The 12751-nt window shown below is 73.9% G+C and carries 14 protein-coding genes and 1 riboswitch; of the genes, 2 read left to right on the top strand and 12 right to left on the bottom strand.

Annotated features, from left to right (window positions below; genetic code table 11):
* Positions 1-6: 6 nt before the first annotated feature.
* Genes ribH through ribD form a run of 5 tightly spaced genes read right to left on the bottom strand, consistent with a single transcriptional unit; the run spans position 7 to position 4239 of the window.
* A complete protein-coding gene (gene ribH, locus H7344_RS05850) occupies positions 7-486 on the bottom strand; it encodes a 6,7-dimethyl-8-ribityllumazine synthase (protein WP_186345102.1) in 480 nt (159 codons plus the stop codon).
* The gene (locus tag H7344_RS05855) at positions 483-1820 is read right to left on the bottom strand and encodes a bifunctional 3,4-dihydroxy-2-butanone-4-phosphate synthase/GTP cyclohydrolase II (RefSeq protein ID WP_229707083.1); all 1338 of its coding nucleotides are present in this window, start codon (positions 1818-1820) and stop codon (positions 483-485) included. Before H7344_RS05855 ends, ribH begins: the two co-directional genes overlap by 4 nt.
* Positions 1817-2500 carry a nicotinamide mononucleotide transporter family protein gene (locus H7344_RS05860; protein WP_186345103.1) on the bottom strand — a complete coding sequence of 228 codons (684 nt, stop codon included), beginning with the start codon at positions 2498-2500 and terminating at the stop codon, positions 1817-1819. Before H7344_RS05860 ends, H7344_RS05855 begins: the two co-directional genes overlap by 4 nt.
* Complete coding sequence (locus H7344_RS05865) at positions 2500-3126, bottom strand: riboflavin synthase (RefSeq protein ID WP_186345104.1); 627 nt, start codon at positions 3124-3126, stop codon at positions 2500-2502. The genes H7344_RS05860 and H7344_RS05865 overlap by 1 nt, the downstream gene beginning before the upstream one ends.
* A gap of 3 nt (positions 3127-3129) precedes the next feature.
* Entirely contained in the window at positions 3130-4239 is a 1110-nt protein-coding gene (ribD, locus tag H7344_RS05870; protein WP_229707082.1) for a bifunctional diaminohydroxyphosphoribosylaminopyrimidine deaminase/5-amino-6-(5-phosphoribosylamino)uracil reductase RibD, read from the bottom strand.
* An 83-nt stretch (positions 4240-4322) separates the two neighbouring features.
* Positions 4323-4466: riboswitch (FMN riboswitch) on the bottom strand.
* A gap of 213 nt (positions 4467-4679) precedes the next feature.
* Between ribD and H7344_RS05875 the strand changes: the two genes are divergently transcribed.
* Positions 4680-5282: a TetR family transcriptional regulator C-terminal domain-containing protein gene (locus tag H7344_RS05875; RefSeq protein WP_186345105.1), complete on the top strand. Its 603-nt coding sequence runs from the start codon at positions 4680-4682 to the stop codon at positions 5280-5282.
* Here the strand turns inward: H7344_RS05875 and rpe are convergent.
* The 3 genes from rpe to ligD all read right to left on the bottom strand — a co-directional run bounded on the left by rpe (position 5213) and on the right by ligD (position 8602).
* Positions 5213-5878: a ribulose-phosphate 3-epimerase gene (gene rpe, locus H7344_RS05880; protein WP_186345106.1), complete on the bottom strand. Its 666-nt coding sequence runs from the start codon at positions 5876-5878 to the stop codon at positions 5213-5215. The genes H7344_RS05875 and rpe overlap by 70 nt on opposite strands.
* Positions 5879-5931: 53 nt before the next feature.
* Complete coding sequence (locus H7344_RS05885) at positions 5932-7551, bottom strand: RecQ family ATP-dependent DNA helicase (RefSeq protein WP_222130327.1); 1620 nt, start codon at positions 7549-7551, stop codon at positions 5932-5934.
* 70 nt (positions 7552-7621) lie between these two features.
* Positions 7622-8602 carry a non-homologous end-joining DNA ligase gene (gene ligD / locus H7344_RS05890; RefSeq protein WP_186345107.1) on the bottom strand — a complete coding sequence of 327 codons (981 nt, stop codon included), beginning with the start codon at positions 8600-8602 and terminating at the stop codon, positions 7622-7624.
* Between the two features lie 33 nt (positions 8603-8635).
* Between ligD and H7344_RS05895 the strand changes: the two genes are divergently transcribed.
* On the top strand, positions 8636-9370 hold the full coding sequence (locus H7344_RS05895) for an AAA family ATPase (protein ID WP_186345108.1): 735 nt from the start codon (positions 8636-8638) through the stop codon (positions 9368-9370).
* 3 nt (positions 9371-9373) lie between these two features.
* On the opposite strand, the gene H7344_RS05900 is transcribed toward H7344_RS05895, so the two are convergent.
* Genes H7344_RS05900 through def form a run of 4 tightly spaced genes read right to left on the bottom strand, consistent with a single transcriptional unit; the run spans position 9374 to position 12675 of the window.
* Positions 9374-10780, bottom strand: a complete 1407-nt coding sequence (locus H7344_RS05900; protein ID WP_186345109.1) for an RsmB/NOP family class I SAM-dependent RNA methyltransferase — start codon at positions 10778-10780, stop codon at positions 9374-9376.
* Complete coding sequence (locus tag H7344_RS05905; RefSeq protein WP_186345110.1) at positions 10773-11195, bottom strand: MmcQ/YjbR family DNA-binding protein; 423 nt, start codon at positions 11193-11195, stop codon at positions 10773-10775. The genes H7344_RS05900 and H7344_RS05905 overlap by 8 nt, the downstream gene beginning before the upstream one ends.
* Before the next feature lie 4 nt (positions 11196-11199).
* Positions 11200-12126 (bottom strand): methionyl-tRNA formyltransferase, encoded by a 927-nt coding sequence (gene fmt, locus H7344_RS05910; protein WP_186345111.1) that lies wholly within the window; start codon positions 12124-12126, stop codon positions 11200-11202.
* A 3-nt stretch (positions 12127-12129) separates the two neighbouring features.
* Complete coding sequence (gene def, locus H7344_RS05915) at positions 12130-12675, bottom strand: peptide deformylase (protein ID WP_186345112.1); 546 nt, start codon at positions 12673-12675, stop codon at positions 12130-12132.
* Positions 12676-12751 lie beyond the last annotated feature (76 nt).

Here is a 12751-nt window from a genome sequence, read left to right on the forward strand (position 1 = left end):
GCTCGCTCAGCGGCGGGTCAGGCCGCGGAGGGTGCGGGCGGTGAGGAGGGCGGCGGCCGTCGCCTCGTAGCCCTTGTCCTCCTTCGACCCGGGCAGCCCGGCGCGGTCGAGCGCCTGCTCGTCGGTGTCGCAGGTGAGCACGCCGAAGCCGACCGGGGTGCGGTGGTCGAGGGCGACGCGGGTCAGGCCGTCGGTGGCGGCGGAGCAGACGTACTCGAAGTGGGGCGTGCCGCCCCGCACCACGACGCCGAGGGCGACCACGGCGTCGTACCGCTCCTCGGCGAGCGCCGCGGCGACGACCGGCAGCTCGAACGTGCCCGGCACGCGGACGACGGTCGACTCCCCCACCTGGTGGTCGTCGAGCGCGCGCTCGGCGCCGGCGAGGAGGCCGTCCATGACCTCGGTGTGCCAGCTGGCGGCGACGACGGCGACGCGCAGGTCGCTGCAGTCGACGGGCTGGAGGGTGGGGGCGCCGTGTCCGCTCATGCGTCGATCTCCTGGTCGGTGGTGTCGAGGGGGTCCACGACAGTCGTGCTCGGGGCCGGCTCGACGGAAGTCAGGCCGGGCAGGACGTGGCCCATCCGGTCGCGCTTGGTGCGCAGGTAGGCCAGGTTGTGGTCGTTGGGGTGCGGGGTCAGCGGGACCCGCTCGGCGACGGGGACGCCGAAGTCCTCGAGGCTGCTGACCTTCTCCGGGTTGTTGGTGAGCAGCCGGACGCTGGTGACGCCGAGGTCCCGCAGCACCTGCGTCGCGGTGCCGTAGTGGCGCGCGTCGGCCGGCAGCCCGAGGTCGAGGTTGGCGTCGACGGTGTCGCGGCCGCCGTCCTGGAGCTGGTAGGCCTGCAGCTTGGCGACCAGGCCGATCCCCCGGCCCTCGTGGCCGCGGAGGTAGACGACCACGCCACGCCCTTCCGCGACGATCCGCTCGAGGGCCTCGTCGAGCTGCGGGCCACAGTCGCAGCGGTGGCTGCCGAACACGTCGCCGGTCAGGCACTCCGAGTGCACGCGGGTCAGCACTGGCTCCTCGCTTCCGCGCAGGGACTCCGGGTCTCCGTGGACCAGCGCGATGTGCTCGGAGCCGTCGACGGTGATGCGGTAGCCGTACGCCGTGAAGTCGCCGTGGCGGGTCGGCAGGCGGGTCTCGGCGACGCGCTCGACGAGGTTCTCGTGGCGGCGGCGGTGCTTGACCAGCTGCTCGATCGAGATCATCGCCAGGCCGTGCTCGTCGGCGAACTCGCGCAGCTCCGGCGCCCGCTTCATCGTCCCGTCGTCGTTGACGACCTCGACCAGGACGCCGGCCGGGGTGAGCCCGGCGAGCCGGGCCAGGTCGACCGCGGCCTCGGTGTGGCCGCGCCGGACGAGCACGCCACCCTCGCGGTAGCGCAGCGGGAACACGTGCCCGGGCCGGGTCACCTCCCACGGCTCGGTCGCGGAGTCGGCGAGGACCCGGACGGTGTGCGCGCGGTCGGCGGCGGAGATGCCGGTGCTGACGCCGTCGCGGGCGTCGACCGAGATCGTGTACGCCGTGCGCAGCTTGTCCTTGTTGTGCGGCGTCATCAGGGGGATCTCGAGCCGGTCGAGCATGTCGGCCGGCATCGGCACGCAGATCACCCCGCTGCTGTGCCGGATCGTCCAGGCCATGAGCTCCGGCGTCGCCTTGCTGGCGGCGAAGATGATGTCGCCCTCGTTCTCCCGGTCCTCGTCGTCGACGACGATGACGGCCCTGCCGGCCGCGATGTCGGCGATCGCGCGCTCGACGTCGTCGAGGCGGACCTTCTCGTGCTGCGGGGCGGACGGACCTGCCGACTGCTGGGCGCTCATGCGGGGACTCCTTCGTCGACCGGCAGCGGGGTCGCCGCCGGCTGGTGCGAGGCGCGTTCGACGCGCCACCAGGTGATCAGGCCGAGGACGCAGAACGCGCCGTAGAACAGGTACATGCCGGCGGTCGGGTAGTAGCCGGCGCGGAGCAACGTGGTCACGCCGACGACGTCGACGGCGATCCACACCAGCCAGAACTCCACCCACCCGCGGGCCATGCCGTAGGTCGCGATGAGCGAGCCGGCGAGGATCCACGCCTCGGTGGTGGGACCCCACGAGCCGATCCGGACGAGCAGCGCGTACGCCGCGGCGTACCCGACCGCGGCGGCGCCGAGCAGCGCGAGCCGCTCGCGGCCGGTCGCCCAGCGAGGCTCGACCGCGGCCTCGTCGGGCGAGCGGCGTGCCGAGCGCCAGCGCCACCAGCCGTAGACGCCGACCAGCGCGAACATCACCTGTCGGCCGGCCTGGCCCCACAGCGGCTCGGAGGTCGCGCCGCTGAGCTCGCCGCTCACGAACACGGTGAACAGCAGGACGTTCCCGACCAGGCCGATCGGCCAGGCCCACACCAGCCGGCGCATGCCGAGCAGCGCGCTGGCCAGGCCGAAGCCGTTGCCGACGACCTCGCGGACCGCGAGCGTGCCGTCGCCGACGGCGATGGTGCCGTGCAGCAGCCAGTCGAGCATCAGGCCTCCTCGGTGGTGCTCGGGGTGGCGGCGGGCAGGTGGCCGGCGAGCAGCTTCTCGACGTGCTTGGCGATGACGTCGGTCTCGAGGTTGACGCGGTCGCCGACCTGCCGGCTGCCGAGGGTGGTGCGCGCGAGGGTCTCGGGGATGAGGCTGACGGTGAACGAGGCCGCCCCCGCCTCCACGACGGTCAGGCTGACCCCGTCGACGGTGATGGAGCCCTTGTCGACGAGGTACCGCGCGAGGTCGGCCGGCAACGAGACCTCGACGACCTCCCAGTGCTCGCTCGGGGTGCGCCGCAGCACCTCGCCGACGCCGTCGACGTGGCCCTGCACGATGTGCCCCCCGAGCCGGGTCGCGGCGGTCACGGCGCGCTCGAGGTTGACCGTGTCGCCCGGCTGGACGCCGCGGAGGCTGGTCTTGTCGAGCGTCTCCTGCATGACGTCGGCGGTCCAGGTGTCCTCGTCGCGGGCGGCCACGGTCAGGCAGCACCCGTTGACGGCGATGGAGTCACCGAGCGCGGCGTCCTCGAGGACGGTGGCGGCGCGGATCGTGAGCCGGATCGCGTCGCCCTGGTCCTCGACGGCCGCGACGGTGCCGAGCTCCTCGACGATCCCTGTGAACATTGCTCAGCGCTCCTCGTCGTGCTGGACCGTCGCCGTGGCCGGCGCGGGTGTCGGTGCGGGTCTCGGTGCGGGTCTCGGTGCGGGCGTCATGGTCAGCCGCAGGTTCGGCTGCTCGCCGGCCTCGACCGGGTCGAGCACGGCCACGTCGGTGACCGTGGGTCGGAACGCGTCGGCGATGGTGGTGATTCCGAGGTCGGCGACGGCGCCGAGACCGGCGCCGAGGAACATCGGCGCGACGTACGCCACCACCTCGTCGACCAGGCCGGCGCGCAGGAACGCCGCGGCCAGGGTCGGGCCGCCCTCGAGGAAGACGTGCTGGCGGTCGCGGGCGCGCAGCGCGGCCAGCGCCTCGTGCGGGTCACGGGTGCGCAGCAGCACCGTCTCGGCGTGGTCGTCGAGCACGCGGCGGCCGGGGTCGAGGTCGCGCAGGCCCATGACCGCGCGCAGCGGCTGGTCGGGCAGCGGTACGTCGTGCTCGTCGCGGACGGTGAGGGCCGGGTCGTCGACCGCGACCGTGCCGGTGCCGACCAGCATGGTGTCGGCCTGCCCGCGGAGACGGTGGGTGTCGAGCCGGGCGGCGCGGCTGGAGATCCAGCGGCTGGTGCCGTCTGCCGCGGCACTCCGGCCGTCGAGGGTGGTCGCGAGCTTCCAGGTGACGAACGGGCGGCCGTGCTCGACGGCGAAGGTCCAGGTCCGGTTGAGCGCGCGCGACTCGTCCGCGAGCAGCCCGGCCTCCACGTCGACGCCGGCCGCGCGGAGCGTCTGCGCGCCGCCGACGGCCACCGGGTTGGTGTCGGCCGCGGCGTACACCACGCGACGTACCCCCGCCTCCACCAGCGCTCGCGCGCACGGCCCGGTGCGGCCGGTGTGGTTGCACGGCTCGAGGGTGACGACTGCGGTCGTCCCCCGCGCCCGCTCCCCCGCCTGCGCCAGCGCGTCCGCCTCGGCGTGGGCGGTGCCCGCGCCGCGGTGGTAGCCCTCCGCCACGGTCGTGCCGTCGTCGGCGAGCAGCACGCACCCGACCCGCGGGTTCGGCCCGAGGGGAACGCCGGGGCTCGCGGCGAGCGCGAGGGCGCGGCGCATCGCGCGCAGCTCCGCGTCGCTGGTGCTCATCTCGCTGGCCCCTCGTGTCCGGTGTCGTCGCGGACTCCGGGGCCTGACGGCGGCGCAGGCACGTGCGTGGCGTGCCGAGCCGCCTGCGTGCGCTTCCCATCCGGACTTTGACCGTCGGTCCAGGACTCTCACCTGGTCAACCGGTCACTGGCTGTGACCGGGTCGCGGACTTCTGGATCCCTCCAGTCACCGCCGGCTCGGAATTTCACCGACCCCAGAGCACGCGAGCATTCGCTCGTCTGCGGCCGAGTCTGCCACAGCGGTCCCTCGCCGGCGGCGTGAGGCGGCCCACAGGGTGGGACGGCGTCGGGGCCGAGCTGGTCCGAGCCGGTCGCGGCCGGCGAGCAGGGTGCACCTCGCGTCTTGATCGAACGTTCGATCAAGACCGAGGCTGTGGATGGCCCGCGCCGACAGACCCTCGTCCGTGGTGGGCTGGCGCCATGCCGCATCTCACGGACACCCGGTCACGCGCCGAGGAGCTGATGCACGCCTCGTGGCGACTCATCGACGAGGGCGGCACGCGCGCGGTGACCCTCCGCCGTCTGGGCGACGAGGTCGGAATCGCACCATCGTCGATCGTCCACCAGCTGACCAACCGGGAGCGGCTGGTCCGGGTCCTCGCGGTGATGACCAACGACGAGCACCTCGCCCGGACGCAGGTCCGCTCGCTCACCGAGGGATGGGCGGGCTTCCTCCCACGGGACGAGGAGGACCTCCTCGTGCTCCGGGCCTGGCTCGCCTGGAGCGAGCTCGGGCGAGCCGACCGAGAGCTCGGCGACGTGCTCGACGTGCGGCACGCCCGCGAGCGCTCCGTGGTGACCGGCCGGCTCCAGCGCCAGCTGGACCACGAGCCGACCGACGCGCTCGTCGAGTCCGTGCTGGCCCTCGTGCGCGGCCTCCAGCTCGCGGTGACCCTCCGGCCGCGCGGGCTGGACCCAGAGCTCGCGCGCACGGCCCTGGTCGAGGGCGTCCCTCAGCTGACGGCAGCGGCCGCGGCCTCCCGCAGCGAGGCGACCATGGCGTCGGGGTCGTCGGCGGAGTAGACGGCCGAGCCCGCGACGAAGACGTCGGCGCCGGCCTCCGCGCAGCGGCCGATGGTCTCGAGCGAGACGCCGCCGTCGACCTGGAGCCAGGTCTCGACGCCGTGGGCGTCGAGCAGCGCGCGGGTGCGCCGGATCTTCGGCAGCACCAGGTCGAGGAACTTCTGTCCGCCGAAGCCCGGCTCCACGGTCATCAGCAGCACCATGTCGAGCTCGGGCAGCAGGTCGGCGTAGGGCTCGATCGGCGTCGCGGGACGCAGCGCCATCGACGCGCGGGCGCCGTGGGAGCGGATCTCGCGGGCCAGCCGGACCGGCGCGCGAGTGGCCTCGACGTGGAAGGTGACCGAGCCGCAGCCGGCCTCGACGTACGTCACGGCGTTGCGGTCGGGGTCCTCGATCATCAGGTGGGCGTCGAGCGGGGTGTCGGTGCTGCGCGCCAGCGCCTCGACCATCGTCGGGCCGAAGGTGAGGTTCGGGACGAAGTGGTTGTCCATGACGTCGACGTGGACCCAGTCCGCGCCGGGGATCCGCGCCACCTCCGCCCCGAGGTTCGCGAAGTCGGCGTTGAGGATGCTCGGCGTGATCTGGAGGTGGCCCACGGGCCGTCAGTCTAGGGAGCGCGCGGTCCGCCGAGCAGGTCAGGTAGGTCGAGTCAGGCCAGCTCGAGCAGGTCCTGCTCGTCGAGGACGTCCAGCGACAGCGTGCGGTAGCCGACCGAGTCGAAGAGCACCGTGACCCGGTCGTCCTCGACGTCGGTGACGACGCCGGGGCCGAACTCGGTGTGAACGACGTCGCTCTGGACGGGGTACGCCGCGTCCTGCTCGACGACGGGATCCTCCGCGACTCCGGCGCGGCAGTTGTCGCAGCGGCCGCAGCGCTGCTCCGCCTGCTCCCCGAAGTAGCCCTGGAGATACGCCGCGCGGCACCGGTCGGTCTCGGCGTAGCCGCGCATCATGTCGACCCGCGACCGCTCGAGCTGGCGGTGCGACTCCGCCACCTCGACCACCGCGGCGACGGCGTCGTCCGGCGCGTTGGCCTCCGGGCGGGTCTCGTGGACCAGTGCCAGCAGGTTGAGGATCCGGCCCGTCTTGCGCGGTCCGAAGCCGGACGCCTCGGCGACGTCCTTCGGCTCGGTGCCGACCTCGCCCGCGGCGCGGAGCACGGCGTGCACGTCCTTCTTCTTCGGGATGCCGCCGGAGAAGAAGCGGCCCAGGGCGAGGTCCTCGGGCCGGTAGACCAGGGTGGCGGTCGCCGGCTCGCCGTCGCGGCCGGCCCGGCCCACCTCCTGGTAGTAGGTGTCGGGCGACTCCGGGACCTGCGCGTGCACCACGAACCGCACGTCGGGCTTGTCGATGCCCATGCCGAAGGCGGAGGTCGCCACCACGACGTCGACCTCGTCGGCCATGAACGCCTCGTGGGTCTCCTCGCGGCGACGGTGGGTCAGGCCCGCGTGGTAGACCGCCGTGCGCCGGCCCGCCTCGGCCAGCGCGGTGGCGTACTCCTCGGCCTTGGGGCGGGTGCGGCAGTAGACGATGCCCGACCCCTCGGCCGCGGCGACCAGCTCGACCACCGCGCGGTGCTGGTCGGCCTCCTCGTTGACGCGAGTCACCTCGAGCGCGAGGTTGTCGCGGGCGAACCCGGTCAGGACGGTCCGCGGCTCGCGGAGGTCGAGCCGGTCGACGATGTCCTCCTGCACCGGCGGGGCGGCGGTGGCCGTCATCGCGACCACGCGGGGCGGGGCACCGTGCTCGTCGACCAGGTCGGCGAGGAGGACTCCGAGGCGGAAGTAGTCGGGCCGGAAGTCGTGGCCCCACGCCGAGACGCAGTGCGCCTCGTCGACGGCGACCAGCCGGATGCCGGCGGCGCCGATCGCGGCGCGCACCTCGTCGTTGGCCAGCTGCTCGGGCGAGCAGAAGAGGAAGTCGACCTCTCCGGCCGTGGCCCGCTCGACCACCTCGCGCTTCTCCGCCTCCGACTCCGCCGAGCTGAGCCGGCACGCGGTCAGGCCGCCGGGCGCCGAGCGGATGCCGTCGACCTGGTCCTGCTGGAGCGCGAGCAGCGGCGAGACGACGAGCGTGCAGCCCTCGGTGAGGACGCCGGCGACCTGGTAGACCAGCGACTTGCCCGACCCGGTCGGCGAGACCAGCAGCACGTCGTGGCCGTCGAGCAGCGCGGTCATCGCCTCGGCCTGGCCGCCGAGCAGGTGCTCGTGTCCGAAGACCTCGCGGGCGGCCTTCTCGACCCTGGTCAGGAGCTGCTGTCGCGAGGTCACCGCGAGCCGTTACCCAGCCGTCTCCCCTCGGACCTCACCCCTCCGGGGGACGCCCGTCACTCGTCACTCGTCACTCGCCGTCGGGGTCCGCGGGCGGCTCGGCGCCCTCCGCCTCGTCGCGCTCGGCCCACTCCAGCAGCGGCGCGATGTCCCAGGGGTGGTCGTCGATGTCGGCGTGCAGGTCGCCGAGCTCGGCGAAGCGCTGCGGGACGGTGAAGATCGTGAAGTCACGCGGGTCCACGTCGGCGACCTCGTCCCAGCGGATCGGGGTGGAGACGCGGGCGTCGGGCAGGCCGCGCACGGAGTACGCCGCGGCGATGGTGTGGTCGCGCGCGTTCTGGTTGTAGTCGACGAAGACCGTCGCGGGGTCCCGGTCCTTGCGCCACCAGGTCAGGTCGACGTCGTCGGGTGCGCGCCGCTCGACCTCGCGGGCGAAGGCCAGCGCGGCACGGCGCACCTCCTTGAACCCGTGGTCGGGACGGATCCGGACGTAGACGTGGATGCCCTTGCTGCCGCTCGTCTTCGGGTAGCCGGTGACGCCGAGCTCGTCGAGCACCTCGTGGACGACGCCGGCCACGCGGCGTACCCGGTCGAAGTCGCAGTCCGGCCCCGGGTCGAGGTCGATGCGCCACTCGTCGGGCTTCTCGGTGTCGGCACGCCGGCTGTTCCACGGGTGGAACTCGACCGTCGACATCTGCACCGCCCAGATGACGCTCGCCAGCTCGGTCACGCACAGCTCGTCGGCGGTGCGGTTCCAGCGCGGGAAGTGCAGCCGGACGGTCTCCACCCACGGCGGCGCGCCCTGCGGCAGCCGCTTCTGGTGCACCTTGTCCCCGGCGAGGCCCTTCGGGAAGCGGTGCAGCATGCAGGGCCGCTCCTCCAGCGCGTTGACGATGCCGGGGCCGACGGCGAGGTAGTACTCGACCAGGTCGAGCTTCGTCGCACCCGACTCCGGAAAATAGACGCGGTCCGGATTGCTCACCCGCACGACGCGGTCGTCGACCTCGATCTCGACGGACGGGGACTTCGACGCGGACTTCGAGGCAGCCACGCGTCCACCGTAGTGGGCCGTACGGTGAGGCCCGTGCGCTTCGACCAACCGCCCGTGGTCCGCGTGTCCGTGCCGCGGGAGGGCCGGGCGGACAAGCTGCCGCTGCGCCAGTGGCCGATGACCGTGCCGGCCGTCGAGCACGTCGTGCGGCGCGGGCTCGACCTCGCTCCGGGGGTGACGTTCCTGGTCGGCGAGAACGGCTCGGGCAAGTCGACGATCGTCGAGGCGGTGGCCGAGGCCTACGGCATGGGCGTCGAGGGCGGCTCGACCGGCGCCCGGCACCGCACCAGGCCGTCCGAGTCGCCGCTCGGTGCGGCGCTGGAGCTGCGCCGCGGGATCGGTGCGCCGCGTTGGGGCTTCTTCCTGCGTGCCGAGACGATGCACTCCTTCTACACCTACCTGGAGGAGAACCGGCTCGACGCCGGCGAGGCGCTGCTGCACGAGATGAGCCACGGGGAGTCGTTCCTCGAGGTGCTGCGCACGCGCTTCTCCTCGCCGGGGTTCTACTGCCTCGACGAGCCGGAGGCCGCGTTGTCGTTCTCCTCGACCCTGGGGCTGGTCTCGGTGCTGCACGAGGTGGTCGGCCGCGGCGGGCAGGTGCTGTGCGCGACGCACTCCCCCGTGCTCGCCGCCATGCCCGGGGCGACGATCCTCGAGGTGGGCCCGTGGGGCCTGCGCCCGGCCGGGTGGGAGGAGCTCGAGCTGGTCGAGCACTGGCGCGCGTACCTCACCGACCCGCAGCGGTACCTGCGCCACGTGCTCGACTGACGGTCACGTGCGGCGCATCAGCGCGAGGAACATCGCGTCGGTGCCGTGCCGGTGCGGCCACAGCTGCAGGGTGCCCTCGAGCGGACCGGCGGCGTCCGGCACGTGCGCGAGCAGCCCCGAGGCGTCCTCGAGGCGTACGTCGCCGCGCGACCCCAGCACCGCCTCGACGACCTCGGCGGTCTCGGCCAGCACCGGCGAGCAGGTCGCGTAGAGCACCGCGCCGCCGGGCCGCACCAGGTCCAGCGCGGAGCCGACCAGCGCACGCTGGAGCGCCACCAGGTCGGCGAGGTCCTGGGGCCGGCGTCGCCAGCGGGCCTCCGGCCGGCGGCGCAGCGCCCCCAGGCCGGTGCACGGCGCGTCGACCAGGACGCGGTCGAAGGTGCCCTCGCGGAACGGCGGCCGGGTGCCGTCCGCGGTCAGCACGCCGGCCACCCCTGCGACCGGACCGTCGGCACCGCGGAGGTTGCGCGCCACCAGGCGGGCGCGGTGGGGCTGGCGCTCGCCGGCGACGAGCCGCGCGCCACGCCCGGCGGCCAACGCCGCCAGCAGCGCGGACTTGCCGCCCGGACCGGCGCACAGGTCGAGCCACCGCTCGTCGCGGCCCTCGACCGCGGCGGCGGCGGCCGCCTCGGCGACAAGCTGCGAGCCCTCGTCCTGCACCCCGGCACGGCCCTCGGCGACGGCCGGCACCGCGCCGGGGTCGCCGGACTCCAGCACCACGCCGTAGGGCGACCACGGGGTCGGCTGCCCCGGCAGCTCCTCAAGGGTCGCGCGGCCCGGACGGGCGACGAGGGTGACCCGCGGCGGCTCGTTGTCGGCGGCCAGCAGCGCGTCGAGCTCGTCGGCGCCCACCGCGCGGCGCAGCTCGTCGACGACCCACCGGGGGTGGCTGGACGCCACCGCGGCGTGCCCGGTCGGGTCGGTCCCGCGGTCGGGCGCGACCCGGTCGACCCAGGCGTCGAGGTCGTGGGCGGTCACCTTGCGCAGCACGGCGTTGGCGAAGCCGGCCGCCCCGGGCCCGACCTTGCTGCGGACCAGGTCGACGGTCGTGCTGATCGCCGCGTGGGCGGGCACGCGCATCGAGAGCAGCTGGTGCGTCCCGAGCCGCAGCGCGTCGAGCACCTTCGCCTCGACCTTCGCCAGCGACCGGTCAACGCACGCGGCCAGCACGGCGTCGTACGTCGCCTGGCGCCGGATCGTGCCGGACACGAGCTCGGTGACGAACGCCGCGTCGCGGCCGGTCAGCCCGTGCTCGGCCAGCACCGACGGGAGCACGAGGTTGGTGTAGGCGTCGTCGACGCGGACCGCCTTGAGCACCTCCCACGCCGCCAGCCGCGGGACGTCCATCTTCGGCTTGGCCTTCGGCTTCGCCTTCTGGTTCCGCGACCCCGGTCGGCGCCGGTCAACCATCGGTCTCCCCCTCGACGTGAGCCAGGTGCTCGCGGACCAGGCGCTTCGGCGCGCGGGCGGCCCAGGCCTCGGTGATGACCTCGCGCAGCTCCTCGACGTCGAGCTCGCCGAGCCGGGACCGCGAGACGAGCACGGCGCTGGTGCGGCGGAAGTGGTCGATCGTGAAGAACGGCGTCGACGGGTCGGCGACGAGCGCCTCCTTGGCGTCCGTCGTCGGCGTGGTGATCACCAGCAGGTCCTCGTACGGCTCACCGGTCGCCGGGTCCACCGCGTGGTGGTCGGCCGCGCGGAAGAGCACGAAGCCGCGGCCGCGGACGACGTACGTCGGCCGGTCGCCCCACGTCACACCGAGCTCGACCTCGGGCAGCGACCGGCAGATCGTGTCGACGTCGTCGGGTGTCGCGGGGCGGCCCATGCGCTCAGGCACCGAGGCGGGTGCCGGACTCCAGCCGTACGCCGCGGGCCCAGTCGGCCGCGCCCATCTGCTTCTTCCCGAACGCCTTGACCTCGCCGAGCAGGACCGCGTCGGTGCCGGTGCCGACGAGCACGGCGTTCTTGCGGACCTCGAGCACACCGGGCTCGAGCCGGGTGCCCTCCTCGATCCTCACCGGGCCGACCTTGAGCCGCTCGCCCTCGTGGGTCGACCAGGCACCGGGGCCGGGCGTGCACGCGCGGATGCGCCGGTCGACGGCGACGGCCGGCTCGGTCCAGTCGACCTCGGCGTCCTCGACGAGGATCTTCGGGGCGACGCTGACGCCGTCCTCGGGCTGCTCGCGGGCGACGAGCGAGCCGTCCTCGATGCCGTCCAGGGTGGCGACGAGCAGCCCGGCGCCGCCCTCCGCAAGGCGGCCCAGCAGGTCGCCGGCGGTGTCGGTGGGGCGGATCCGCTCGGTCATCACGCCGAACGTCGGGCCGGCGTCCATCGCCTTGACGATGCGGAACGTCGTCGCGCCGGTGACCTCGTCACCGGCCCAGATCGCGTGCTGCACCGGCGCCGCACCGCGCCACGCGGGCAGGCACGAGAAGTGCAGGTTGACCCAGCCGTGCGGCGGGATGTCGAGGGCCGACTGCGGCAGGAGGGCGCCGTACGCCACGACCGGGCAGCAGTCCGGGCGCAGCGCCTTGAGCTGCTCCTGGAACTCCGGGTCGCGCGGGTGGTCGGGCTTCAGCACCGGGACGCCGAGCTCCTCCGCGCGCTGGGCGACCGGGCTGACGACGAGCTTGCGGCCGCGACCCGCCGGGGCGTCGGGGCGGGTGACGACGCCGACCAGCTCGTGGCCGGAGTCGGCGATGGCGTTCAGGGAGGGCACGGCGACCTCGGGGGTGCCGGCGAAGACGAGGCGCATGGACTAGAGACCGAAACCGTTCGTGGGATGGGGGCTGATCTTGACCTGGGGCTTCTCGAGGCCGAACCACTCGGACTCGCGGATCTCCTTCATCGCGGCCTTGCGGGCTGCCTGGTCGAGACGGTCGATGAAGAGGACCCCGTCGAGGTGGTCGGTCTCGTGCTGGATGGCGCGGGCGAGCAGCTCGGAGCCGTGGATCGTCAGCGGCTCGCCGTGCATGTCGAACCCCTGCGCCACCACCGACATCGCCCGCCGGCACTCGTAGGTGAGCTCCGGGAGCGACAGGCAGCCCTCGAGACCGTCCTGGACCTCCTCGGACAGCTCCAGCGTCGGGTTGACCAGGTGGCCGACCTCGCCGTCGACGTACCAGGTGAACACCCGCAGCCCGACGCCGATCTGCGGCGCCGCGAGGCCCGCGCCGGGCGCGTCGAGCATGGTGTCGGTGAGGTCCGAGACCAGCTGGCGCAGCTCCTTGTCGAAGTCGACGACCTCCACCGCGGGCTTGCGCAGCACCGGGTCCCCGAAGAGTCGGATCGGCTGGATGGCCACGGTTCTCCTGTCGGTCGGTGGTCGTGCGGGGCAGCGGTCCACTCTAGTGGGCCGGCGTCGACCCACCAGCGCCGGT

This window comes from Nocardioides deserti (assembly GCF_014266025.1).
GTDB lineage: Bacteria > Actinomycetota > Actinomycetes > Propionibacteriales > Nocardioidaceae > Nocardioides > Nocardioides deserti.